This is a genomic window from Azospirillum sp. A1-3 (assembly GCF_023806445.1).
Lineage (GTDB): Bacteria > Pseudomonadota > Alphaproteobacteria > Azospirillales > Azospirillaceae > Azospirillum.
The window spans coordinates 1,920,121-1,942,342 of the sequence record NZ_JAMSLU010000001.1 but is presented as its reverse complement, the minus strand read 5'-3'; the positions used below and the strand labels follow the sequence as shown (position 1 = coordinate 1,942,342).

The 22,222-nt window shown below is 67.2% G+C and carries 22 protein-coding genes; 12 read left to right on the top strand and 10 right to left on the bottom strand.

All coding sequences use genetic code 11. The features are described 5' to 3' along the window. The first annotated feature begins 90 nt into the window (after positions 1 to 90). From M5E06_RS09260 to M5E06_RS09250, 3 genes are all read left to right on the top strand, one after another. Complete coding sequence (locus tag M5E06_RS09260) at positions 91 to 915, top strand: MBL fold metallo-hydrolase (protein ID WP_252137939.1); 825 nt, start codon at positions 91 to 93, stop codon at positions 913 to 915. A 22-nt stretch (positions 916 to 937) separates the two neighbouring features. Then, positions 938 to 2,167, top strand: a complete 1,230-nt coding sequence (locus M5E06_RS09255; protein ID WP_109150080.1) for an SLC13 family permease — start codon at positions 938 to 940, stop codon at positions 2,165 to 2,167. A 128-nt stretch (positions 2,168 to 2,295) separates the two neighbouring features. Continuing rightward, positions 2,296 to 3,516 carry an HD-GYP domain-containing protein gene (locus M5E06_RS09250; protein WP_252137938.1) on the top strand — a complete coding sequence of 407 codons (1,221 nt, stop codon included), beginning with the start codon at positions 2,296 to 2,298 and terminating at the stop codon, positions 3,514 to 3,516. Between the two features lie 12 nt (positions 3,517 to 3,528). Here M5E06_RS09250 and M5E06_RS09245 read toward each other — a convergent pair whose 3' ends face one another. From M5E06_RS09245 to M5E06_RS09235, 3 genes are all read right to left on the bottom strand, one after another. Beyond that, positions 3,529 to 4,068: a DedA family protein gene (locus tag M5E06_RS09245; RefSeq protein ID WP_109075624.1), complete on the bottom strand. Its 540-nt coding sequence runs from the start codon at positions 4,066 to 4,068 to the stop codon at positions 3,529 to 3,531. 224 nt (positions 4,069 to 4,292) lie between these two features. Next, a complete protein-coding gene (locus M5E06_RS09240) occupies positions 4,293 to 4,748 on the bottom strand; it encodes a hypothetical protein (protein WP_252137937.1) in 456 nt (151 codons plus the stop codon). A gap of 163 nt (positions 4,749 to 4,911) precedes the next feature. Next, positions 4,912 to 5,412: a putative toxin-antitoxin system toxin component, PIN family gene (locus M5E06_RS09235; protein WP_252137936.1), complete on the bottom strand. Its 501-nt coding sequence runs from the start codon at positions 5,410 to 5,412 to the stop codon at positions 4,912 to 4,914. A gap of 128 nt (positions 5,413 to 5,540) precedes the next feature. Here M5E06_RS09235 and M5E06_RS09230 point away from each other — a divergent pair, with 128 nt between their 5' ends. Beyond that, positions 5,541 to 5,900 carry a response regulator gene (locus tag M5E06_RS09230; protein WP_109150077.1) on the top strand — a complete coding sequence of 120 codons (360 nt, stop codon included), beginning with the start codon at positions 5,541 to 5,543 and terminating at the stop codon, positions 5,898 to 5,900. 5 nt (positions 5,901 to 5,905) lie between these two features. Further along, positions 5,906 to 6,547, top strand: a complete 642-nt coding sequence (locus M5E06_RS09225) for a chemotaxis protein (protein ID WP_109075639.1) — start codon at positions 5,906 to 5,908, stop codon at positions 6,545 to 6,547. A 192-nt stretch (positions 6,548 to 6,739) separates the two neighbouring features. On the opposite strand, the gene glyS is transcribed toward M5E06_RS09225, so the two are convergent. From glyS to M5E06_RS09205, 4 genes are all read right to left on the bottom strand, one after another. Beyond that, positions 6,740 to 8,827: a glycine--tRNA ligase subunit beta gene (gene glyS, locus M5E06_RS09220; RefSeq protein ID WP_252137935.1), complete on the bottom strand. Its 2,088-nt coding sequence runs from the start codon at positions 8,825 to 8,827 to the stop codon at positions 6,740 to 6,742. Positions 8,828 to 8,831: 4 nt separating this feature from the next. Beyond that, on the bottom strand, positions 8,832 to 9,728 hold the full coding sequence (locus M5E06_RS09215; protein WP_109150075.1) for a glycine--tRNA ligase subunit alpha: 897 nt from the start codon (positions 9,726 to 9,728) through the stop codon (positions 8,832 to 8,834). Positions 9,729 to 9,843: 115 nt separating this feature from the next. Further along, complete coding sequence (locus M5E06_RS09210) at positions 9,844 to 10,152, bottom strand: hypothetical protein (RefSeq protein ID WP_252137934.1); 309 nt, start codon at positions 10,150 to 10,152, stop codon at positions 9,844 to 9,846. A gap of 122 nt (positions 10,153 to 10,274) precedes the next feature. Next, positions 10,275 to 10,727 (bottom strand): hypothetical protein, encoded by a 453-nt coding sequence (locus tag M5E06_RS09205; protein WP_247870549.1) that lies wholly within the window; start codon positions 10,725 to 10,727, stop codon positions 10,275 to 10,277. A gap of 337 nt (positions 10,728 to 11,064) precedes the next feature. On the opposite strand from M5E06_RS09205, the gene M5E06_RS09200 reads away from it, so the two are divergent. The 7 genes from M5E06_RS09200 to moeB all read left to right on the top strand — a co-directional run bounded on the left by M5E06_RS09200 (position 11,065) and on the right by moeB (position 18,191). Continuing rightward, a complete protein-coding gene (locus tag M5E06_RS09200) occupies positions 11,065 to 11,637 on the top strand; it encodes a GNAT family N-acetyltransferase (RefSeq protein WP_252137933.1) in 573 nt (190 codons plus the stop codon). 122 nt (positions 11,638 to 11,759) lie between these two features. After that, positions 11,760 to 12,230 carry a hypothetical protein gene (locus M5E06_RS09195; RefSeq protein ID WP_252137932.1) on the top strand — a complete coding sequence of 157 codons (471 nt, stop codon included), beginning with the start codon at positions 11,760 to 11,762 and terminating at the stop codon, positions 12,228 to 12,230. Positions 12,231 to 12,563: 333 nt separating this feature from the next. Next, positions 12,564 to 13,823 carry a hypothetical protein gene (locus tag M5E06_RS09190; RefSeq protein WP_252137931.1) on the top strand — a complete coding sequence of 420 codons (1,260 nt, stop codon included), beginning with the start codon at positions 12,564 to 12,566 and terminating at the stop codon, positions 13,821 to 13,823. A 143-nt stretch (positions 13,824 to 13,966) separates the two neighbouring features. After that, complete coding sequence (locus tag M5E06_RS09185; protein WP_252137930.1) at positions 13,967 to 15,331, top strand: YcaO-like family protein; 1,365 nt, start codon at positions 13,967 to 13,969, stop codon at positions 15,329 to 15,331. Positions 15,332 to 15,345: 14 nt separating this feature from the next. Continuing rightward, the gene (locus tag M5E06_RS09180) at positions 15,346 to 16,749 is read left to right on the top strand and encodes a TfuA-like protein (protein ID WP_252137929.1); all 1,404 of its coding nucleotides are present in this window, start codon (positions 15,346 to 15,348) and stop codon (positions 16,747 to 16,749) included. Next, the gene (locus M5E06_RS09175) at positions 16,746 to 17,024 is read left to right on the top strand and encodes a MoaD/ThiS family protein (protein ID WP_252137928.1); all 279 of its coding nucleotides are present in this window, start codon (positions 16,746 to 16,748) and stop codon (positions 17,022 to 17,024) included. Before M5E06_RS09180 ends, M5E06_RS09175 begins: the two co-directional genes overlap by 4 nt. 9 nt (positions 17,025 to 17,033) lie before the next feature. Beyond that, entirely contained in the window at positions 17,034 to 18,191 is a 1,158-nt protein-coding gene (moeB, locus tag M5E06_RS09170; protein WP_252137927.1) for a molybdopterin-synthase adenylyltransferase MoeB, read from the top strand. A gap of 23 nt (positions 18,192 to 18,214) precedes the next feature. Here the strand turns inward: moeB and M5E06_RS09165 are convergent, their stop codons facing one another. The 3 genes from M5E06_RS09165 to M5E06_RS09155 are packed head-to-tail and all read right to left on the bottom strand — an operon-like array spanning position 18,215 to position 22,056. Further along, positions 18,215 to 18,610 (bottom strand): response regulator, encoded by a 396-nt coding sequence (locus M5E06_RS09165; RefSeq protein WP_109154505.1) that lies wholly within the window; start codon positions 18,608 to 18,610, stop codon positions 18,215 to 18,217. Beyond that, positions 18,607 to 20,301, bottom strand: a complete 1,695-nt coding sequence (locus tag M5E06_RS09160) for a PAS domain-containing sensor histidine kinase (protein ID WP_252137926.1) — start codon at positions 20,299 to 20,301, stop codon at positions 18,607 to 18,609. The genes M5E06_RS09165 and M5E06_RS09160 overlap by 4 nt, the downstream gene beginning before the upstream one ends. A gap of 57 nt (positions 20,302 to 20,358) precedes the next feature. After that, positions 20,359 to 22,056, bottom strand: coding sequence for a hybrid sensor histidine kinase/response regulator (locus M5E06_RS09155; protein WP_252137925.1), 1,698 nt, complete (start codon positions 22,054 to 22,056; stop codon positions 20,359 to 20,361). Between the last annotated feature and the right edge of the window lie 166 nt (positions 22,057 to 22,222).

The window sequence follows — 22,222 nt, the reverse complement described above, 5'->3', positions numbered from 1 at the left end:
TCCGCCATCGTGTACATACCGAAGGATCGCGCTAAACTCGCCATCCAAAAGGTGTTGGATCGGCGTATCAACGCGCCTGGAGGCGGGGGAATGGGGTTTTCAGTCACCTTCTGGGGCGTGCGCGGCACGATTCCCTGCCCGATGGCCTCGCATTTGGGATTCGGCGGCAACACGTCCTGTGTCGAAGTGCAGGCGGGAAAGCAGCGGATCATCATCGACGCCGGCACCGGACTGCGGATGCTGGGCCGCAAGCTGCTGGCCGAGGGGGTGACCAGCGCGACACTGCTGCTGAGCCATACCCATCTCGACCATATCAGCGGCTTTCCCTTCTTCGCGCCGGCCTACACCAAGGGGTTCGACCTGCGGGTGGTCTCGGGCCATCTGGCCGGCAGTCCCGACATCGAATCGGTGATGGCGCGCCAGATGGAACGGCCGCTGTTTCCGGTGCCGCTGCGCACCATGGGCGGCAACCTGAGCTTCCTTGAGGTGCCGCCCGGCCACAGCTTCAAGCTGGAGGGCGGGGTGCGAATCCACACCGCGGCGCTGAACCATCCCGACGGCGCCACCGGTTACCGGATCGAGTATCTGGGCCGGTCGGTGGCCTATGTCACCGACACCGAACATGTGCCGGACCAGCCCGACCGCAACATTCTGAACCTTGTCGATGGCGTCGATCTGCTGCTCTACGACTCGACCTACACGGACGAGGAATGGGCGCAGCGCGTCGGTTGGGGCCATTCCACCTGGATGGAGGCGGTGCGGATCGCCCGCGCGGCCCATGTGAAGACGCTGGGCCTGTTCCATCACGATCCCGACCACGACGACGCCACCATGGAGCGGATCGAGGCGGCGGCGAAGGCGGAGTTCCCGAACTGCTTCGCCGCGCGCGAGGGAACCACCATCTCCCTCGACTGACTTTCCCTGCGCATCGGGCATTATGACCGCCACCATCCTGATTCTGTTCACCGCCACCTATCTGGGCATGGCTCTGGGGCGCTTTCCCGGTCTCAGCATCGACCGCACCGGCATCGCGCTGGTCGCGGCGATCCTGCTTCTGGCTGCCGGCGCGCTTGACACCACGCAGCTGGTCGCGGCGGTCGATTTCCCGACGATCTTCATCCTGCTGGGGCTGATGATCCTGTCGGCGCAATATGCCGGCAGCGGTTTCTACGACTGGTGCGCGCTGAAGGTGGCGCAGGCGGCGCGCTCGCCGGCCCGGCTGCTGGCGGTGATCGTGCTGGTCGCCGGCGGCTTGTCGGCGGTGCTGGCGAACGACGTGGTCGTCTTCGCGATGACGCCGATGCTGTGCCTGGGCTTGCAGGCCCGCAAGCTGGACCCGCGACCCTACCTGATCGCGCTGGCCGGGGCGGCCAATGCCGGATCGGCGGCCACGCTGATCGGCAACCCGCAGAACATCCTGATCGGCCAAGTCGGGCATCTCGATTTCTGGCGTTTCCTGGCGGTCTGCGGCGGGCCGGCATTGGCGGCCATGGCCATCGTCTACGGCACCGTCTGGCTTGTCTGGCGCGGGCGCTTCGGCATGCCGCAGGAGGGCGGGGCGCCGGTGGCGCCGGTGGCGCTCGACCGCTGGCAGCTGGGCAAGGCGGTGGCGGCGACGCTGGTGCTGCTGGTGCTGTTCACCCGCGACATCCCGCAGGAGCATGCGGTGCTGCTGGTCGCCGGCGTGATGATGATCAGCCGGCGCATGGCCAGCCGCGACATGCTGGGGATGGTCGACTGGCATCTGCTGGTGCTGTTCGCGGCGCTCTTCGCCATCAACCACGCGCTGGGGCTGACCGGCATCCCGGCGGCCCTGGTCGGCGACCTGCAGGCGGCGGGATGGCTTCCCGACCGGCTGGCGGTGATGCTGCCGCTGGCGCTGGCGGGCAGCAACAGCATCGGCAATGTGCCGGCGGTGATCTTGCTGCTGGCCGCTTGGCCGTCGCCGCCGGAGGGGGCGCTCTATGGTCTGGCGCTGCTGTCGACCCTGGCCGGCAACCTGCTGCTGCCGGGCAGCCTCGCCAACATCATCGTGGCGGAGCGGGCGGCGGCGGCCGGTGTCCGGCTGGGCTTCGTGGAGCACGCCCGCTGCGGTGTGCCGATGGCGCTGCTGTCGATGGCGCTGGCGGCGGTCTGGCTGTGGGCCGGCGGCTGGATGGGGCTGTGACGCCGGATCCGCGGCGTTGGCCGTGACCATGCTGTGATCGTCCGCCCCGCAAGCCCCTTCTTCCGGGTGCGACAAATGGGGTACTCTGTTCGTGCACCGATGTATGTGTGCCGGGGTGGGGGAGCGCTGTGGGTCTGGTCGGCCAATTCCTTGAATTTATCGAAAGCGCGCCGAACCAGTCGCTGCGATCGCTCAGCGATCGGGTGCTGCGCAAATGCCGCGACCTGACGGGAGCGGAGGCCGGCACGATCTTCATGCTGCGCGGGCAGGGGCGGCACCGGCATCTGGAGGCGGTCAGCGCCCAGAATGACGTGATCCGCGCGAAACCGACGCTGTTCTCGGTGCCGGTGAGCCAAGCCTCCATCGTCGGCTATGTCGCTGCGACCGGCGAGACTCTGCTGCTGGAGGATGCCTACGCCATCGCGGAGGATCGCCCTTACAGCTTCAACCCCGCCTTCGACCAGCGCACCGGTTTCCGTACCCGCTCGATCATGGCCTTCGCGCTGAAAGGCTTCCGCGACCGGCCGATCGGGGTGGTGCAGCTGATCAACCGCCGCCCGGAGGAAGGGCCGCCCGCCTTCCTGCCCGAACATGAGCAGATGATCGCCCCGGTCAACCACATCGTCGGCCGGGCACTGGAGCGGGCGGCGACGCTGGAGCGCCTGACCGAGCGCAACCGCGCCCTGACCCAGGAGCGCCGCCGCGTCGCCGAACTGCAGGCGGAGACGGAGCGCGCCTTCATGGTGTCGGTCAATTTGCTGGCCCGCGCCGCCGAGGTGCATGACGAGGACACCGGCAACCACATCCTGCGCGTCAACGAATACTCCCACGTGCTGGCGACCTGGGCCGGCTGCAGCCGCGCCTTCTGCAACGAGATCCGCTTTTCCGCCGCCCTGCACGATGTCGGCAAGATGAGCGTCGATCAGGCGGTGCTGCACAAGAAGGGGCGGCTCGACGACCGCGAACTGGCGGAGATGCGGCGCCATCCGGTCTACGGTCACGACATTCTGGTCGCGTCGGATCGGCTGAAGATGGCCGCCGAGATCGCGCTGTACCACCATGAGCAGTGGGCAGGCACCGGCTATCCGCGTGGCTTGAAGGGGGAGGAAATCCCGCTGGCCGCCCGCATCGTCGCCATCGCCGACTGCTACGACGCCCTGCGCAGCGCCCGTCCCTACAAGCCGTCATTCAGCCACGAGAAGGCGGTCGACATTCTGCTGAACGGTGACGACCGCCTGGATCCGAGGGTGCATTTCGATCCGCGTCTGCTCTCGCTGTTCGCCGGCCGCCATGCGGAATTCGATGCGATCTGGGAGCGGCTGAAGGATCAGGAGAGTGTTGCAGTCTGAGAAGCCGGCGGATCACTCCGCCGGGTTGGTCGCGGCAAGCGCACGGCGGCGGACCCAGCGGAAGCTCTTGACCCCGATCCACAGGCCGCCGATGGCAAGGCCGCTCAGCAGCAGGATCTTCGGGCCGTCCTCGCCGATCGCGGCGGCGGCTTCACCGAACAGGTAACCGGCACCGGCGAAGGTCCAGGCCCAGATGCCGGCGGCGATGAAGTTCCAGAACAGGAAGCGGGACCAGCGCATGCCGGAGGTGCCGATGGCGACCGACGCGATGTTGCGCACGCCATAGAGGAAGCGGAAGACCAGGATGAAGGCGACGCCGTACCTCTCCAGCCAGCTCAGGACCCGGCAGGCATGGGCATCGGCGGACGGAAAGCGGGCCAGGGCCTTTTTGCCCCAACGGCGCCCCAGCCAGAACCAGACCTGATCGCCCAGGAAACTGCCGATCCACACCGAACCGACCAGCCAATACAGATTGACGATGCCAAGTTTGGCGCCCATCCCGCCGAAGATTACAAATGTTTCACCTTCAAAAAAGGCCCAGAGAAAGGCCATCGGGTAAAAGGCGTTCCCCCATTCCTGCAACCAAGTGATCCAGTCCAAAGACCCCTCCGGGAGACGTCGCTTGTAGGTTCGGCGGGCCCGGTGGCGCTTTGTAACCGCTATATTGTGCGATGCGGCATGTAGAGCGTGGGCTGGGACAGATCATGACATAAAGCCGCGCGGTTTGTCTCGGAAACTTTATTGACTAAGGGGCCGCCCCAACGGTGAGACGTGGCTCAGAAGTCATCCCCGGACAATTCGCCGACAGCCTGTCGGGCGGCGCGCAAAAGGGCTGGGTTGGGCTCCGTCGGGACATCGCCATCCTCACAGTCCGTATCGCTGCGGTCGGGGGCGGCGCGGCGCTTCAGTTCGCGCGCCGCCTCGATCAGCAGATGGGCCAGCCGCTGATCGGGCAGCGCCTGCACCAGTGCCCGAAGTTCGGAGTTGGACAGGGCGGCCGGATCGAAGGCCGGAGGCGGCGGTGGCGGAGCCGGCGGAGCGAGCGGCAGGGTCGCGACAGTCGCCGCCATCACCGCCGCCCTGGGCAGAGGGGCGGCCTCCCGCACCACATCGACCGCGACCTGGGCGGCCATCGTCGAAGCTGTGGCGCCCGCGGCAGCCCGCGCCCGGCGCGGCTTGCGCGCCGGTTCGGTCTCCGGCAGATCGTCGAACAGAAGCCGTTGGACGCTCATCGCTGCGGTTGCCCCCTGCGCTCCGCCAATATCGCCGGCGCTTCCCGCTCCGGCCATTCCGTGTTCACCCGCGGTTTGCGGTGTGTTCTCTTTTCATTCTAGAAAGAGCGCCGGGTTTGTCGAGCGGATTCTGACGGCTATGTCCACGGGCTATTTTTGGCGGCTATTCCTGGGGACCATGTTGAAGAGCCATCGCTTCGAGGAAGCGTTCCGGTCGCAGCACCCGCGTTTCGCCGGCCCGGCGCACCGACAGAAGCTGGCGGTCGACCGTCACCAGCCAGGGCACCGATCCGCCGACGGCGGCGGCGAGGAACATGTCGTCTTCCGGATCGCGGCACAGGCGCCCGACTGCGGCGGGGGCGACCAGTGCCGTCTCGTCCCTGATGCGATCCAGGAAGGTGCGGCGATCTGCCGCGGCGGCGTAGCGGTCGAAGGTCGGCCGCATCAGCACCTCGTCCAGCTCCGCCAGCGTTTCGGCGCTGCCGACGAGGCCATGGTCGGCGCGCACCCGTTCGACGCAGCGGCGGATCGCGTCGTGCCGGCTTGCCGCGGCATCGCCCAGCAGCGCATAGGCAACCAGGATGTTGGTGTCGAGCACGGCCCGGACCGGCATGGGAGCCGAAGGGCGAACCGCGTCGGGGGCGGCGGAGTCACGGCTGAGCATTGATATATTGCAGGACCATCGCGGTTGAAGTTGTCGGGGCCGATGCGAAGCGTCTGTTGTGGGCAGGGGCGCTTTGCGGTAAGAACCCCGCAAGGTGTGAACGGAACCTTTAGGACGGAAGTATCGGCATGACCAGCATCCTCGTCGTCGACGACAGCCGACTGGCGCGCAACATGGTCTCCAGCGTCATCGCCTCTCTGCGGCCTGACTGGACCATCGTCACCGCGGCCAGCGGCGAAGAGGGGCTGGAGATCGTCGGCGACGTGCCGCCGGTCGCCGCCATCGTCGATTACAACATGCCGGGCATGGATGGGCTGCAGCTTGCCGAGCGGCTGAAGGAGCGCTTCGTCGGCCTGCCCATCGGCCTGCTGACCGCCAACGTGCAGGACACGCTGAAGCGCAAGGCGGAGGCGTTGGGCGTCCGTTTCATCGCCAAGCCGATCACCTCGGACAAGATCCGCGACTTCCTCGCTGCGGCCGGGCAGTGACGCCGATGGCCGACTCCACATCCGCCGGCCCGGCATCGGAAGACCCGCTCCGCCTCGACGCCGACGAGGCCGACGCCATCGCCGAGCTGTTCAACATCGGCATGGGCGAACCGGCCGCCGCGCTCAGCTCCATGCTGGGGGAGGAGGTGCATCTGTCGGTGCCGTCCTTCGCGGTATCGACCCGTGCCCGCATCACCAGCGAGGTGGGCGGCGAGTTGGAGGGCGACCAGCCGGTCTGCGCCGTGCGCGGCGCCTTCACCGGCCCCTTCACCGGCGAAGCGATGCTGATCTTCCCGGAACGCGGCACGCTGGCCCTGGTCGGCCGCCTCGTCCCCGTCGACCCCGCCGCCGAGGCGCCGGGCGAGATGGAGCAGGATGCGCTGACCGAGATCGGCAACATCATCCTGAACGGCTGCCTCGCCAGCCTGTCCAACCTGATCGGCGGCGAATTGTTGGGCGCGGTTCCGGGCTATGGCACCGGCGCGCCGGCGGCGGTCATCGGGTCCGCCACCGACCCGGTGCTGTTCGTGCGCATCGACATGGCGCTGGCTGCCGGCGATGCCAGCGGTCACGCGCTGTTCCTGCTGGACATCGCCTCGCTCGATGCCTTCCGCGAGGCGATCCGGCGGGCTTTGGCGGGGTTGTGATAGGGAGATTGAAGGGAGGGTGAGGCTTTTGCCCCCTCCCTAACCCTCCCCCACCTTTGGTGGGAGAGGGGACTGCCGCTGCTTCGGCATTGAAGTACCGCTGCCAAGCCTCCTACCCCCTCCACCGCCGAAGGCGGGGGAGGGATGGGGAGGGGGCAGAGAACGGAAGGGAGGCGCGAACGCCCCCCAGCCTCATCCCTCGATCTTCGAGAAGTCAGCCACCGCGTTCAGCGTCGTGCGGATCTGCGTCAGCAGGCGCAGGCGGTTGGCGCGCAGATCCTTGTCCTCCGCGTTCACCGTGACCTTGTCGAAGAAGGCGTCCACCGGGCCGCGCAGCTTCGCCAGCGCCGCCATGGTGCCGGTGAAGTCCTCCGCGTCCAGAAGCGGCTTGGCGGTGGCCGAGGCCTCGTTCAGCGCGGCGAACAGCGCCTTTTCCTCGTCCTGGGCCAGACGGTCGGCATCGACCGGCTGGTCGAAGCTCGCGCCGTCCTTCTTCTCCTCGATGCGGACGATGTTGGAGGCGCGCTTGTAGGCCGCTGCCAAGTTGGCACCCTCGTCGGAGCCGACGAAGGTCTGCAACGCCTTCACCCGCGCCAGCAGCCGCACCAGATCGTCCTCGCCGCCGAGGGCGAACACGGCATCGACCAGATCGTGACGGACGCCCTGCTCACGCAGCACCACCTTCAGGCGGTCGGCGAAGAAGGACATCAGGTCGCCGCCGACACTGCCGGCCGGGGCGAAGCCGCTGACCGTGTAGGCGCCATGCGCCGCAGCGAACACCTCCGACAGCTTCACCCGCAGGCCGTTCTCCAGCACCAGCCGGATCACGCCCAGCGCGGCGCGGCGCAGCGCATAGGGGTCCTTCGAACCCGTCGGCTTTTCGTCGATGGCGAAGAAGCCGACCAGCGTGTCGATCTTGTCGGCCAACGCCACCGAAACCGAAACCGGGGCGGTCGGGCAGCTGTCCGACGGACCCAGCGGCTTGTAATGATCGGCGATCGCGTTGGCGACGTCGGCGCTCTCGCCTTGGCCCAGCGCGTAGTAGCGGCCCATGATCCCCTGAACCTCGGGGAACTCGCCGACCACCTCGGTCACCAGATCGGCCTTGCAGAGCAGGGCGGCGCGGCTGGCGGCGTCGCTGTCGGCACCGATGGCGCGGGCGATCTCGGCGGCCAGCAACTGCACGCGGGTGACCTTCTCGGCCACCGTGCCCAGCTTGGCGTGGAAGGTGATCTTTTCCAGCGCCGGGACGCGGGCTTCCAGCTTGGTCTTGCGGTCCTGGTCCCAGAAGAACTTGGCGTCGGACAGGCGGGCGCGCAGCACGCGCTCGTTGCCGGCGACCACGGCCTTGCCGCCGTCCAGCGTCTCGGTGTTCGCCACGACGATGAAGCGCGGGGCCATCCGGCCCTCGGCGTCCAGCACGGCGAAATACTTCTGATGGGTGCGCATGGAGGTGATGAGCACCTCCGACGGCACGTCCATGAAGCTCTCGTCGATGCCGCCCATCAGCACGACCGGCCACTCGACGAGGCCGGCGACCTCCTCCAGCAGCGCGTCGTCGGGCGACAGGGTCAGGCCCTGGGCCTTGGCCAGCGCCTCGGCGTCGGCCTTGATCTTGGCCTTGCGTTCCTCACGGTCGAGCACGACCTTGGCGGCGCGCAGCTTCTCCTTGTAGTCGGCGAAGCTCTCCACCGTGAAGGCGTCGGGCGCCAGGAAGCGGTGGCCGCGGGTGCCGTTGCCGAAGGCGATGCGGCCCTGGGTGCCGCCGATATCATAGCCGCCGTCGAGCACGCGCCCGCCAAAGATGGCGATGATCGAGTGCAGCGGACGGACCCAGCGCACGGTGCCGGTGCCCCAGCGCATCGACTTCGGCCAGGGCAGCTCGGCCATGGCGGCGGGGATGATCTCCGCCAGCACTTCGGCGGTCTCGCGGCCCTTCTTCTCGGTCACCGCGAAATAGAAGACGCCCTTGCCGGTGTCGCGCTGCTCGCACTGGTCGAGGCTTTCGAGTCCGGCCGACTTCAGGAAGCCGGCGACCGCCTGCTCCGGCGAGCCGACGCGCGGACCCTTCTTTTCCTCGCGCACGTCGGCGGTGCGCTCCGGCAGCCCGTCGACCACCAGGGCCAGACGGCGCGGGGTGGAGTGCGCTTCGGCCTTGGCGAAGGTCAGGCCGTTCGCCGCCAGCTTGTCGGTGACGAGGCGCTTCAGGTCGTCGGCGGCCCGCGCCTGCATGCGGGCGGGGATTTCTTCGGAGAAGAATTCGATCAGGAGTTCGGTCATGGGATTACTTCGCCCCCGTCCAGGCTTCACAGCAGGCCTTGGCCAGCGTGCGCACGCGGCCGATATAGGCGGCGCGCTCGACAACGCTGATCACGCCGCGGGCGTCCAGCAGGTTGAACAGATGCGACGCCTTGATGCACTGGTCATAAGCGGGCAGCGCAAGGTTTTGCGCCACCAGCGCCTGACACTCGGCCTCGGCATCCTTGAAATGCTGGAGCAGCATGTCGGTATTGGCGAACTCGAAATTGTGCTTCGAGTATTCGATCTCGGCGCGCTTGAACACGTCGCCGTACTTCACGCCCTGGCCGTTGAAGTCCAGGTCATAGACATTCTCCACGCCCTGCACATACATGGCGAGGCGCTCCAGCCCATAGGTCAGCTCGACCGCGACGGGGTCGCATTCGATGCCGCCGACCTGCTGGAAATAGGTGTACTGCGTCACTTCCATGCCGTCGCACCACACCTCCCAGCCCAGGCCCCAGGCGCCCAGGGTCGGGCTTTCCCAGTCGTCCTCGACGAAGCGGATGTCGTGCAGCGCCGGGTCGATGCCAATGGCGCGCAGGCTGTCCAGGTAAAGCTCCTGCGCGTTGGCCGGCGAGGGCTTCATGATGACCTGGTACTGGTAATAGTGCTGCAGGCGGTTCGGGTTCTCGCCATAGCGGCCATCCTTCGGCCGGCGCGACGGCTGGACATAGGCCGCCTTCCAGGCATCGGGACCCAGCGCGCGCAGCGTGGTCGCCGGGTGGAAGGTGCCGGCGCCGACCTCCATGTCGTAGGGCTGCAGGATGACGCAACCCTGCTCCGACCAGAACTGGTGGAGCTTGAGGATCAGGGCCTGGAACGACAGGCCGCGGCGGTCGGCGGAGTTTCCGCCGTCGGAAGTCCCGATCTGGGAGGCCATGGACGGTCCACAATAGAAATGTTGAAAACGCGCCGCACGATAGGCGGGTGCCATCGTCAAATCAAGCCGCAGCGCGGAGCGCGATCAGGCCGCAGCGCGGCGGCTGTCGTTGCGGTCAGCGGCCGTAGGGGCAGGCGGGGCGGCCGCAGGACACGGCGGAGCGGGGGGCGACATAGGCGCCGCATTCCGGACATTTCTCCATGTCCTCCGCCTCCACGGCGTAGGTGCCGGCGTCGCGCGTCGAAGCACCGGATGCGGCATCGCGCCGTCCGGACTGGTTGGGGCCGGACTGGTTGGAGCCGTCCTGGCGGCGGGCGGCGGTGCGGGCGCGGCCGATTTCCTGCACGCGGTTGACCCAGCGCCAGCCGAACCACACCGCGCCGATCACCAGCGCAAGGAGAATAATCTTGGACAAGGACATCATCGCCGGCAACCCGTCTGATCTCCCGGGCATTCAGCCCGCAGGCGACGGGAAGTCAAGAGAATAGGTTGGGGACGGAAAGGGCGGGACCGCCGCACGGGTGGCGGCGGCCCCGTCTGGCCGCTTTACTTGGCGGCGACCGCCGGGCGCCAGCTGTAGACCGGGACGACACCGTAGGTGCGGGTCATGTCGGCCTGCCGCACGCTGCGCACCAGCACTTCCGCACCGGTCGCGACGCGGATGTCGGTGCCGAGCAGGCCGCAATCCTCCGGCACGATGTTGACGCACTGGGTGGCGTCGACCCGGCTCAGCACGATGTCGAAGGGCAGGCCGTTGCGGGCGTAGACGCCGAGCAGGCCGGGGGCGGAGGTCGCCGTGCGCAGAGTCACCACCCCCGCCGGCAGCGCGCGGTCGCTGGGCGCGGTCGGACGCTGGTTGTGGCTTTCGTCCCACACGGGCTGGCCCGAGGAATCCAGCTTGGACTGGGCTGCGGCGGCGCCGCTGAAGCCGGTGAGGGCCAGGGTTGCGCCGCTCATTGCCGTCAGGGCCAGAACCGCCATCCGAAACCGCGACATCATCGTACTCCGTTCTTGTGTCCGTTCTTCTTGTCCCCCCACGGTCGCGGGACCGGGAGGCGCGCTACTATATGGGATGCCGGACGCTCCGCCACCCTAGCCCAGAACGCCTAGGGTGTTCCGCTTAGATGAAGGGGTAGTACCGACAGTTCGCTCTGGACGGACGACTGATGCCTGTGAATGATGATTCGTCCATGCGTTGTTTGACACGGTGCCGTCATGTGTTTTCAGTTGTCGATTGTCCTCGGTCTGCGCGCGGAGCCAAGGGCCCTCGCAAAGGATATTCCCGGCTTGGCATCGCCGTTATCGCGGTGCTTTTTGATTGGCGATGGTGGCATCCATGGGTGAACCGGTTCTGGAAACCGCGCGTCTGATCCTTCGGCCCACGCAAGCGGAGGACTTCGACGCCTGGGCTGCGATGATGACCGATCCCCAGGCGACCGTCTTCATCGGCGGCCTGCAATCGCGATCCGTGGCATGGCGGGGGTTCGTCGGCATGGCCGGTGCCTGGGCGATCCAGGGCTTCGGCATGTTTTCGGTGATCGAGAAGGACAGCGGCCGGTGGGTGGGACGGGTCGGCCCATGGGTGCCGGAAGGCTGGCCGGTGACGGAGGTCGGCTGGGTTCTTCCACGCGAGTGCTGGGGGCGCGGCTATGCGATGGAGAGTGCCATCGCGGCCATCGACTGGGTGTTCGACCGTCTCGGCTGGACCGAGGTCGTCCATTCGATCCACCCGGACAATGCGGCCTCGCAGGCCGTGGCGCGCCGGCTTGGTTCCCGGATCCGCGGTTCGGGTCTTCTGCCCGAACCGATGGTCCCCGCCGAGGCCGATTTCTGGCGCCAGACGCGGGAGGAGTGGTTCGGCGGTGGTCGCGCCCAAGCAGTCCGATCGTTGCAGAGTCGGGCCTGCTGATTCGATGGTTTGTCGGTAGCAATATTCCATCAATATGCAACTTTTTTGGCTTGTTCGAGGCTGAGCCTTCACAGTACCGTCGTCATGTCCGCTGGAACTGGCCGGCATGAATGATGGAGGCGATGAACATGGCCGACTCGACGGCTCTCGATCTCTTGAAGTCCCTCGCTACCGACCAAGGCTTTCGCAGCCAGTTGCAATCCCTCGACGCACGGGGGAAGCGCGATCTTCTCCAGCGTTGCGGCTTCGGAACGCTGACGGCGTCCGACATGCGCACGGCCGCGTCAAACGTCTTCGGCACGCAAGCCGAGGCTGCGCCGGCCGTTGCTTCCAACCTCGCTCCTAGCGCAGGCATGGTGACCGATGTTGCCGCCAGCGCGTCCGCGATCGAGACGGCTGATGGTCGTGCGCTGGCTCCGCGGCACGTTGCGATGAGCGCATCGGCGATCGAGACAGCCGACGGTCGTGCATTGGCTCCGCGGCATGTCGCTGCCAGCGCGTCGGCGATTGAAACGGTCGATGTCCATATGATGGCGTCGTTCACCGCGAATTTCAGCGGTGCCTCCGCCTCTGCTTATCAGAAGGCCGCCTGAATTCAGGAACGGTAATGGGCGGGCTGACTGGAGCAATGCCGAGTCGCTCCAGGCAGCCCGCCGATTTTTCGACGGTATTTACCAAGACGCCGGTTTGTCTTTGCATATCGCTCTTAGTATTTGGCGGGATGGATCAATGCGCGGTGTCTTCTTTGCGAATCGGTGCCGTTTCCATCGCCTGACAGGTCAGCGCCCCAATATTAAATTTATGCGCAATTCACCGGAAGCTGCCGGATTTTGGTAGAAACTGACTCGATTGCCTATGCTATTGGTTTAGGTGTTGCTCAACGATAGTAACAATCGAATTGGCAGTCCCGTTGCAGGAGGGGCCAAATGGCCAGCGAACAGGCTCTTGACCTTATAAAGCGTCTCGCCACCGATGGCGGATTTAGAGATCAGTTGAACACGTCGGATATTGCCGGCAAGCAAGCGCTTCTCGCGCAGAGCGGTTTCGCCGGTATAACGGCCGAGGATGTGCGCTCTGCCGCGGCCGAGGCATTTGGCCGCCTGTCAGACGAGACCGGTGTCGCAACGGTCGCTGAATCGATTGCCAATGCGGCGTCGGCTGTTTCGCTGGCCGGCGTGGCACTTCCGTCCTTTGCCGGCGCGGGCATGGCCGGGCATGCCGCGGCGGGTGCTGCCGGCACGGCTGGGTTCGCGGCGGCTGGCGCTCCGTCTCCTGCGGCCAGTGCTGCCGGCATGGCTGGCTTTGCCGCGGCTGGCGCTGCTGGCACCGCCGGGTTTGCTGCTGCCGGCGCTCCGTCTCCGGCGGCTAGCGCTGCCGGCATGGCCGGGCACGCGGCGGCGGGTGCTGCCGGCACCGCCGGGTTTGCTGCTGCGGGTGCTCCGTCTCCTGCTGCCAGTGCTGCCGGCACGGCCGGCTTCGCGGCGGCTGGCGCACCGTCTCCTGCTGCCAGTGCTGCCGGCACGGCTGGGTTCGCTGCGGCCGGTGCTCCGTCTCCTGCGGCCAGTGCCGCCGGTATGGCCGGGTTCGCCGCGGCGGGTGCTGCTGGCACGGCTGGGTTCGCGGCGGCTGGCGCTCCGTCTCCCGCGGCCAGTGCTGCCGGCATGGCTGGCTTTGCCGCGGCTGGCGCTGCTGGCACCGCCGGGTTTGCTGCTGCCGGCGCTCCGTCTCCGGCGGCTAGCGCTGCCGGCATGGCCGGGCACGCCGCGGCGGGTGCTGCCGGCACCGCCGGGTTTGCTGCTGCGGGTGCTCCGTCTCCTGCTGCCAGTGCTGCCGGCACGGCCGGGTTCGCTGCTGCGGGCGCACCGTCGCCTGCGGCCAGCGCTGCTGGTACGGCCGGCTTTGCGGCGGCTGGCGCTCCGTTTCCCGCGGCCAGTGCCGCCGGTATGGCTGGGTTCGCCGCAGCGGGTGCCGCCGGCACGGCCGGATTCGCCGCAGCGGGCGCTCCGTCTCCTGCGGCCAGCGCTGCCGGTATGGCCGGGTTTGCTGCTGCCGGCGCACCGTCGCCCGCATTCAGCGGTGCGGGCATGGCTGGGTTCGCAGCGGCGGGCGCTCCGTCTCCGGCGGCCGGCGCTGCGGGCACGGCCAATCCGCCGGCGACCGACGACGACACGCCGATCAAGTCGTGATGTCGAGGGGGCCGGCGTCCTCGCGACTCCGGCCCCCCGTGTCACGCTGGTTCCGCCGAGTTGGCTCTTGCCGATGGCGGCGGGACGATGAATGCTGACGTCCCTATCAGAACCGGCCGCAGCCGAGGGCCCAGACCGCACCCATGCCAGTCAACGCTCCGTTCGATCAAAGCCGTCCGGCATCGCCGGCTCCGGCCGCGCCGCAGTTCGGTGTCTCGCCCGTTCCGAACGGGGCGGCGCCCTTCGGCATCCGGCTGGGCGATACCGTCCATAATGCGGCCAAGCGCTTCTTCCTGGGCACCCATCGCACGGCGACGCCTGAAGAGACGCTGGTGCGCATCTCCCCCCATTTCGCGCGCTGCGGGATCACCCGGCTGGCCGACGTCACCGGGCTCGACCGGCTGGGCATCCACACGGTGCTGGGTCACCGGCCCAACAGCCCCACCTTGTCGGGCAGTGCCGGCAAGGGCTTCAGCCTTGCTGCCGCCACCGTGTCGGCCGCGATGGAAGCGATCGAGTTCTACCACGCCGAGACGTTGCAGCTTCCTTATCTGGAGGTCAGCTGGAACCAGTTGCCCGCCGACGGGCGCATTCCGCTCGACCGGATCCCCGGCACCAAGGGTGGAGCTTTCCGTCCCGACAATCCGGAATTCTGGACCTGGGGCTGGGATCTGATGAACGGACGCCCGGTCGCCGCGCCGTGGACCTCCGTCGGCCTCTACAGCAATCCGGTCGCCCGGCCGGGCCTCCGCAGCTTCTATGCGATGGGGACCAACGGACTGGCCAGCGGCAACCACATCCTCGAGGCGATCGCCGCCGGCCTCTACGAGGTGATCGAGCGCGACTCGGTGGCGTGCTGGCGCTATGTCAGCGACGCGCTGCGCATTCCGATGCCGCGGGTGAATCTGTCGACCATCGACGCGCCCTCCGTTCTCGATCTGCTGCGCCGTTTCGACGAAGCCGGGATCTGCCCGTTGCTGTACGACGTCACCACCGACATGGGCGTGCCGAGCTATATGGCGATGGTATATGACCGGGACGCTCGAAAGACCGGCATGCATCGCGGCTACGGCAGCCATCTGGAGCCGGCGGTCGCCATGTGCCGTGCCCTGACCGAAGCGGTGCAGTCGCGCCTGGTGCTGATCGCGGGATCGCGGGACGACTTCTTCCGCCGCGACCTGATCCGCAACCAGAATGCCGACGGCACGGCGGAAATCGCGGCGCTGGAAGGCACGCCGTGCAACGTCGACGGCCGGCGCCATGCCAATCTCTCGACACCGACTTTCGAGGGCGATATCGCGATTCTGCTGGAGGTTCTGCGCCGATCCGGCATCGAACAGGCCCTGGTCTTCGACCTGACCCGGCCAGAGATTGGCATTCCGGTCGTGCGGGTGGTGGTGCCCGGTCTGGAAGGGTATCTCTTCGACTTCTACACGCCGGGCCCACGCCCCCTGGCCTTCGCCAAGGCCCTGCAGGCGCAGGCCGGTCTGGTGGGAGCGGTCGCATGAACAGGACAGGGCGCATGAAGATCTGCGTGTTCCTCGGCCCGACGATGCCGTTGGACGACGCCCGGGCGCTGCTGCCCGACGCGATCTATCTGCCGCCGGCGGCACAGGCGGATGTCCTCAGCGCGATGACCATTCATCGCCCGGACGTGATCGCTTTGATCGACGGCGTGTTCGGCCAATCCCTGTCGGTCTGGCACAAGGAGATCCTGTTCGCCCTGCACAGCGGGATCGCCGTCTATGGCGCCTCCAGCATGGGCGCCCTGCGGGCGGCGGAATGCCATCCCTTCGGCATGGTGCCTGTGGGCGAGGTGGCGCGGCAGTTCATCGACGGCCGACTGACCGGCGACGACGAGGTCGCGCTCGCCCACGCCGGACCGGAGGACGGCTATTTCCCGTTGTCGGAGCCACTGGTGAATCTGCGCGCCAGCATGGTGGCCGCGCGGACGGCGGGGGTGGTCGACGCCGGGTTGCACGACCGGGTGATCGCTGCTGCGAAGCGGCTCTATTTCACCGACCGCAAGCGCGACCGCATCTGGGCGGATGCCGGGCTGACCGACGCGGAGGCGGAGCGGATCGAAGCCTTCCTGGCGGTCGGTGCGGTCGACCAGAAGCGCCGCGACGCCGAGGCGCTGCTGAGCCATCTCGCCAGCCTGATCATGCCGCCGCGTCCGGCCCCCTTCACCTTCAACGCCTCGCATGCGTTCAACGTTCTGTATGAGCGTGACCGGCGCGTCGCCCACGGCGGCTACAGCGTGCCGCTGTCGGAAATTGCCAGCCATGCGGCTCTGCACCGTCCGGACTTCGCCCAGATCAACAAGGCGGCGCTCGGCCGGCTGTTGATCATTCAACTGGCGGAGGTGGTCGGCGTGACCGTCGATCAGGCGGCGGTCGATGCCGAGGTCTGGCGTTTTTGCAGCGCAAGGCAGCTCGGCAGCCCGGAGGCGCTGGCCGATTGGTGCCGCCGCAACGACCTGACCGAGGCCGAATTCGCCGAACTGATGCATGAACTGGCGGTCGAGCGGGCGATGATCCGCTGGCTGATTCCCCGCCGCATGCTGGCGCGCACGACCAAGCCGGTGCTGAACGAACTGCGCCTGCGCGGGCTGTACGAGGCGACGGCGGAGGAGGCGGCGCTGATCGAACAGGTGATGGCGCTGCATTTCGGCGACAACAGCCAGCAGCCGACCGACTCGATCGATGAGCTGATCGCCGACCATCTCGCCCATACCAACTGCCGCATGGATGCGCCGGCCGACGTCTGGGCGAACGAGAACGGCTTCAAGGACGTGCTCGACCTGCGCATCGACCTGATGCGGGCCAAGCAGGTGCGCGATCTGTTCCGCCGGTTGGCCGCCGAGGCGGAAGCGGCGCTTGGCAAGGCTGCGGAGGCCCTTTCCGAAGAGGAGATGCAGGCGTGACCGAGGTGACGATTCGGATACCGACCCCGCTGCGTGGCTTCGTCGGCGGGAGGGATCAGGTGGCGGTTCCGGGTGCCACCGTGCGCGAGGCGCTGGCGGCGCTGACCGCCGGGCAGGAGGCGTTCCGCGACCGGCTGTTCACCGCGGAGGGCGAATTGCGCCGCTTCGTGAACGTCTATCTCGGTCGCGACGACGTGCGGCGTCTGGGTGGCTTGGAGGCCGCGGTGCCGGCCGGCGCCACCCTGACGCTGATGGTCGCCCTGGCGGGTGGTTGAGGAGCAGTCATGAGCTTGAAGGACCGGCGCCTGTCCGACCTGCGCGCCCGTATTCCGGAGGTCGCCGCCGCCGAGGCGCAGTCCCTCCAGGCCGAAGGTGCCCTGGTCGTCGATGTCCGCGAGGACGAGGAGACGGCGACCGGCACGCCGGCCGGGGCGCTGCGCCTGCCGCGCGGTTTCCTGGAATTGCGCATCGAAGACGCGGCGCCCGATCCGGCGCGCCCAATCCTGCTGATGTGCGCCGGCGGCACCCGGTCGCTGTTCGCGGCCGAGGATCTGCTGCGGCTGGGCTATGGGGATGTGCGGTCGGTCGCCGGCGGCTTCTCCGCCTGGAAGGCCGCGGGCCTGCCGGTCGAGGTGCCGCCGCGGCTCGATGCCGCCCAGCGCGAGCGCTACCGCCGTCACCTGACCATGCCCGAGGTTGGCGAGGCCGGACAGCACAAGCTGCTGCGCAGCCGCGTCGCCCTGATCGGCGCCGGCGGCCTGGGGTCGCCGATCGCGCTGTATCTGGCGGCTGCCGGCGTCGGCCGGCTGACCTTGATCGACGACGACCGGGTGGAGCGCAGCAATCTGCAACGCCAGATTCTGCATGCCGAAAGCCGGCTGGGGCAGCGCAAGGTGGAGAGCGGACGCACCGCACTGCTCGACCTGAACCCGACCATCGAGGTGGTGGCCCACGAAGCCCGGCTGGAAGCCGCCAACGTGCTGGATTTGCTCGCCGGCCACGACGTGGTGGTCGACGGGTCCGACAATCTGCCGACGCGCTATCTCGTCAACGACGCCTGCCTGCGGCTGGGCGTGCCGAACGTCTACGGCGCCATCTTCCGGTTCGAAGGCCAAGTCTCGGTATTCGGCGGCGCCACGCCGGGCGTTCGTCCCTGCTACCGGTGCCTGTTCCCCGAACCGCCGCCGGCCGAATACGCCCCCTCCTGCGCCGAGGCCGGGGTGCTGGGCGTGCTGCCCGGCGTGATCGGCACCATCATGGCGGCCGAGACGATCAAGCTTCTGCTGGGGCTTGGAGAACCGATGGCCGGCCGCCTGCTGCTCTATGACGGCCTGCGCGGCGAGTTCAGCGAGATCGAGGTTCCGGTCGACCCGCACTGCCCATCCTGTGCGGCCGGCGCATCATCCGACCTGACCGACATCGCCGCGGTGTGCGGGGCATGAACGGAATGGACCGGGATGCCTCGTCAGGCGGCGTTTTTCTGCTCGATTACGCTGTGGACCAGCTTTTTCAGCGCGACGAAATCGACGGGCTTGGTCACCAGATCCGCGGCACCGATGTCGAGCGCCCGGCGGCGGTTCTCGTTGTCGCCATAGGCGGTGACCATGATGACCGGCACGTCCGGCGAGTCGACCCGCAGGCGCTCCAGCAGGTCCAGCCCGCTCATGCCCGGCATGTTGATGTCGCTGAGAACGAGCACCGCCTCCGGTTGCAGCCCAGAGTTCAGACTTTGCAGCGCTTCCTCGGCCGAAGCGGCGAAGTGAAAGACCAATTCACCCCGGCGGAGTTCGGCACGAAAGCGCTGGCGGAACAGATCCTCGATGTCGGGTTCGTCGTCGACGACAAGAATTCCCAGGGTCATGTCTTTCGGCGCTCCCCTAACGACACCGCGGTCGCTGCACGTGGCAGCGTGATTGTGAATTCGGCGTGGTCGTTCTCGACGCTGGACACGTCGAATCGCCCCCTGTGCTGATGTACCACGATGTCATAGCTCAGCGAAAGGCCTAACCCGGTCCCCTCCCCGGTCGGCTTGGTGGTGAAGAAGGGCGTGAACAGCTTGTCGAGGACGGCCGGCGACATGCCGATGCCATTGTCCCGGATCCGGATCGACACGTCGGCGGCGCTTGCAGAGGTTGTAACGTCGACCTTTGGCGCGAAATTCGGGTCGCCGCAGATCAGTTGGCGTTTCCGGATGGCGTAGAAGCTGTTGGTGAACAGGTTGACCAGGACACGCGACACGTCCTGCGGCACCAGCTTCACCTCGCCGACCACAAGGTCGAAGTGCTTTTCCAATATGGCGTTGAAGGCACGGTCCTGGGCACGGAAGGCATGGTAGGACAGGGTCAGTGCCTCTTCGACCAGCGCATTCAGGTCCGTCGCCTGCCACTCGCCACCGCCGCCACGCGAATGGGCCAGCATGCTTTTGACGATGCCGTCGGCGCGCCGGCCATGGTCGGCAATCTTGCGCAAATTGCCTTGCAGGCTGCCGGCCAGGTCGTTGACATCGATACGTGTGGCATCATCCAGATGGCCGTTCAGCGGCTCCAATAACTCCAGCAGCTCGTCCAGCAATTCTCCCGAAAGCTCGGCGAAATTGTTGACGAAGTTCAGCGGATTCTTCAATTCGTGGGCAATTCCGGCGGTCAGTTGGCCCAGTGCGGCCATCTTTTCCTGCACGATCAACTGCCGCTGGGTTTCGCGCAGTTCCTTCAGGATCGCTTCGGCACGCTCCTTGGCCTGCCGAAGCTCATCCTCGATGCGTTTGCGGTCGGTAATGTCATGGTGGGTGATGACATAGCCGCCATCGGCACGTGGCGCGGTGCGAATATCGAGGGTGCGGCCGTTCGGGACGCGGCGCTCGGAGTTGAAGACCCCCTTGACCAGATAACGGGAGCACAATTCCGCGACCGTCTCTTCACAGGGAACGTTGCCGAAATCGCCGCGTGCGTGGTTGTAGGTCAAAATCAAGGCAACGGCCGTTCCCGGGGGAAACATGCCGATGGGATAGTCCCACAGCCGGTAGAATTCGCTGTTGGCGCCTTCGACGTTCAGGTCGCGATCCAGCATCAGAACGCCGTTCGGCATGGCGTCGATCGCCGCCTGCAACAGCTGCTCCTGGTGCGGCAGCTCGGCATTGGCGGCCAGCGGGCGCATCAGGGTCAACATCTCCATCACCGCTGGCTGACCGCCCCAATCCACCGACTCCATGAGCTGGTCGAACCACTGGACGGTGCCGTCCGCGCGGTGGCGCTTGATCCGGCGCACCTGCGACCGGATCAGTCCCTTCAGGCAGCGCGTGTAGACATCCTGTTCCGTGTGCCGGTCGTCCTCGGGGACCAGCGTCATGGCGCCGGGCAGTGCCTGGATGCTTTCGGCCGACTCATATCCAAGCAGGCGGGCGAGGGTGGCGCTGCAATGCAGAATGGTGTCGTTGCAGTGGACGAGCAGACCGGGCATCGCGGCGACGAGCTGGTCGTGATAGACGCGCCCAAGGTCCAGGGCTTCCTGCACGGACCGGGGCGGCAAAACCTTACGGTTGGTGAAATCGTCCATGTCCGTATCCGTTTCCCGTCGCCCGTATGGTCTTGTGAGGTGGTCATCCAAGCCGTGTCAGGGGGCATCCAGCGGCAGGCGCAGGATCACGGTCGTTCCACGGCCGACCACGCTGTCGACGTCGATCTCGCCGCCCAGCTTGCCGGTAACGAGGTTGAACGCCGCATAAAGCCCCAGCCCCATGCTGCCCGATCCGCGCCGGGTGGTGGCGAAGGGCTGGAAAAGCCGCGGTTGGATGTCGTCCGGGATGCCGCGGCCGTTGTCGGACACGCCAAGTTCGATCCGCTCATTGTCGAGCAGCCGGACCGAAACCGTGACCCGGCCCCGGCGGTTCCGGCTGCCATCCGGCCCCTCTTCCAGACCATCGGCTCCGCCGGCGGCCATCGCACCGACGCCTTCCACGGCGACGGCCGGTGCCTGCTCCGTCTCGAAGGCGTGGGCGAAGGCATTGGTCAGCAGGGCCAACAGCACCTCGGTCAGCGCGCCGGGGTAGGTGTCGAGGGCAATGCCGTCGGGGCAGTCAAGAACCAGCTGGTGCCTGGACGCGGCCGGCTGCACCTGCACCGCCAGCACGATGTCGGACAGATAGTCGCGCAGGTCGAAGCGGCTGCGCGGGGAGTTGGCCTTGCCCTCCGTCACCAGCTTCAGGCTCTGGATCAGGGCGGCGGCGCGTTCGATGTTCGCGACCAGAAGCGTCGAAACCTCGCTGGCCGTGCCGATATACTCCTGAAAATCGCTTTTGCGCAGCTGTCCGCCGTTGAAGGTCAGGATGATCGCTTCCGATGCGGTCTGCAGATGGGTGGCGGCGGTCAGCGCGATGCCGACGGGCGTGTTGATCTCGTGCGCGACCGCGGCGATCAGCTGTCCGATCACCGCCATCTTCTCCGCCCGGATCAGGTCGGACTGCATGCGCTCCAGATCGGCCAGCGCCTGTTCGGCCGAATCCTTGGCACGGCGCAGCGCTTCCGCCTGCACCTTGCGTTCGGTGATGTCATAGAGCCAGATGATGAAGACCGGTTTGCTTTCATAGGTGGTGCGGTCGACGGACATCGCCATCCACACCGTGCGCCCGTCCTCGCGCACGTAATGGATCTCTTCCGAAGCCGACAGAGCTTCGGTTTCCGATGGCCGCCCCGTCAGCCGGTCCTGGACATGGCGGAACAGGGTGGGGGCGCAGTGAAGCTGCAGCGTCTCCGCCGGCACGCCGAACAGGTCGGTGCAGCGCTGGTTGCAGTAAAGCAGCTCGCCGCTTTCCGTGATGATCGCCACGCCGATCGGGCTGCCGTCCAGGACCCGGCGCAGGCGGGCGGCCTGGGCACGCGATGCCGCCTCCGCCGTCCGGGTTTCCTGCAGCGCGTCGCGCAGCCGGCGCACCGAACGGCAGGCCTCCAGCGTCTTGTGGATGGTGGCTTCCAGGTCGGCGAAGTCGATGGGCTTGATGATGAAGTCGAAGGCGCCGCGGTTCATCGCCGCGCGGACATTGCCGAGATCGCCGTAGGCCGACACCATCACCGCCCGGATGTCGGCATTCACCTGCGGCAGATGGTCCAGCAGGGTCAGCCCATCCATGCCCGGCATGTTGATGTCGCTCAGCACCATGTCGATGTCGGGCCGGGCGCGCAGGGTCTCCAGCGCCTCCTTGCCGTCATGGGCGAACAGGAATTCGAGTTCGCCGGCACGTACGGCGCGGCGGAAACGCTGCATGATCAGCGTCTGGACGTCCCGCTCGTCGTCGACAACCAGTATCTTGCCCATCCCGCCTTCCTACCGCCAACCCGCCCGACAGGCGGGCCGCTCCGCCGGACCCGCATGGCGCCCCGTACCGCGCCCGGTTCCGCGCCGCCTACCATAAGCGCGCATCGTCCGAACGGGAAGGGCTGTGGCGTATGGCACCCCATCGGTTGTATGCCTCTCCGGACGA

Bases quoted from the DNA above. Each gene is read 5' to 3' on its own strand.
- M5E06_RS09240 (WP_252137937.1), bottom strand. From the start codon at position 4,748: ATGAGCGTCCAACGGCTTCTGTTCGACGATCTGCCGGAGACCGAACCG.
- M5E06_RS09195 (WP_252137932.1), top strand. From the start codon at position 11,760: ATGAACATGGCCGACTCGACGGCTCTCGATCTCTTGAAGTCCCTCGCT.
- M5E06_RS09230 (WP_109150077.1), top strand. From the start codon at position 5,541: ATGACCAGCATCCTCGTCGTCGACGACAGCCGACTGGCGCGCAACATG.
- M5E06_RS09200 (WP_252137933.1), top strand. From the start codon at position 11,065: ATGGGTGAACCGGTTCTGGAAACCGCGCGTCTGATCCTTCGGCCCACG.
- M5E06_RS09185 (WP_252137930.1), top strand. From the start codon at position 13,967: ATGCCAGTCAACGCTCCGTTCGATCAAAGCCGTCCGGCATCGCCGGCT.
- M5E06_RS09215 (WP_109150075.1), bottom strand. From the start codon at position 9,728: ATGGCCTCCCAGATCGGGACTTCCGACGGCGGAAACTCCGCCGACCGC.
- M5E06_RS09260 (WP_252137939.1), top strand. From the start codon at position 91: ATGGGGTTTTCAGTCACCTTCTGGGGCGTGCGCGGCACGATTCCCTGC.
- M5E06_RS09210 (WP_252137934.1), bottom strand. From the start codon at position 10,152: ATGATGTCCTTGTCCAAGATTATTCTCCTTGCGCTGGTGATCGGCGCG.
- M5E06_RS09225 (WP_109075639.1), top strand. From the start codon at position 5,906: ATGGCCGACTCCACATCCGCCGGCCCGGCATCGGAAGACCCGCTCCGC.
- M5E06_RS09255 (WP_109150080.1), top strand. From the start codon at position 938: ATGACCGCCACCATCCTGATTCTGTTCACCGCCACCTATCTGGGCATG.
- glyS (WP_252137935.1), bottom strand. From the start codon at position 8,827: ATGACCGAACTCCTGATCGAATTCTTCTCCGAAGAAATCCCCGCCCGC.
- M5E06_RS09160 (WP_252137926.1), bottom strand. From the start codon at position 20,301: ATGGACGATTTCACCAACCGTAAGGTTTTGCCGCCCCGGTCCGTGCAG.
- M5E06_RS09155 (WP_252137925.1), bottom strand. From the start codon at position 22,056: ATGGGCAAGATACTGGTTGTCGACGACGAGCGGGACGTCCAGACGCTG.
- M5E06_RS09165 (WP_109154505.1), bottom strand. From the start codon at position 18,610: ATGACCCTGGGAATTCTTGTCGTCGACGACGAACCCGACATCGAGGAT.
- M5E06_RS09190 (WP_252137931.1), top strand. From the start codon at position 12,564: ATGGCCAGCGAACAGGCTCTTGACCTTATAAAGCGTCTCGCCACCGAT.
- M5E06_RS09235 (WP_252137936.1), bottom strand. From the start codon at position 5,412: ATGCTCAGCCGTGACTCCGCCGCCCCCGACGCGGTTCGCCCTTCGGCT.
- M5E06_RS09180 (WP_252137929.1), top strand. From the start codon at position 15,346: ATGAAGATCTGCGTGTTCCTCGGCCCGACGATGCCGTTGGACGACGCC.
- M5E06_RS09245 (WP_109075624.1), bottom strand. From the start codon at position 4,068: ATGGCCTTTCTCTGGGCCTTTTTTGAAGGTGAAACATTTGTAATCTTC.
- moeB (WP_252137927.1), top strand. From the start codon at position 17,034: ATGAGCTTGAAGGACCGGCGCCTGTCCGACCTGCGCGCCCGTATTCCG.
- M5E06_RS09205 (WP_247870549.1), bottom strand. From the start codon at position 10,727: ATGATGTCGCGGTTTCGGATGGCGGTTCTGGCCCTGACGGCAATGAGC.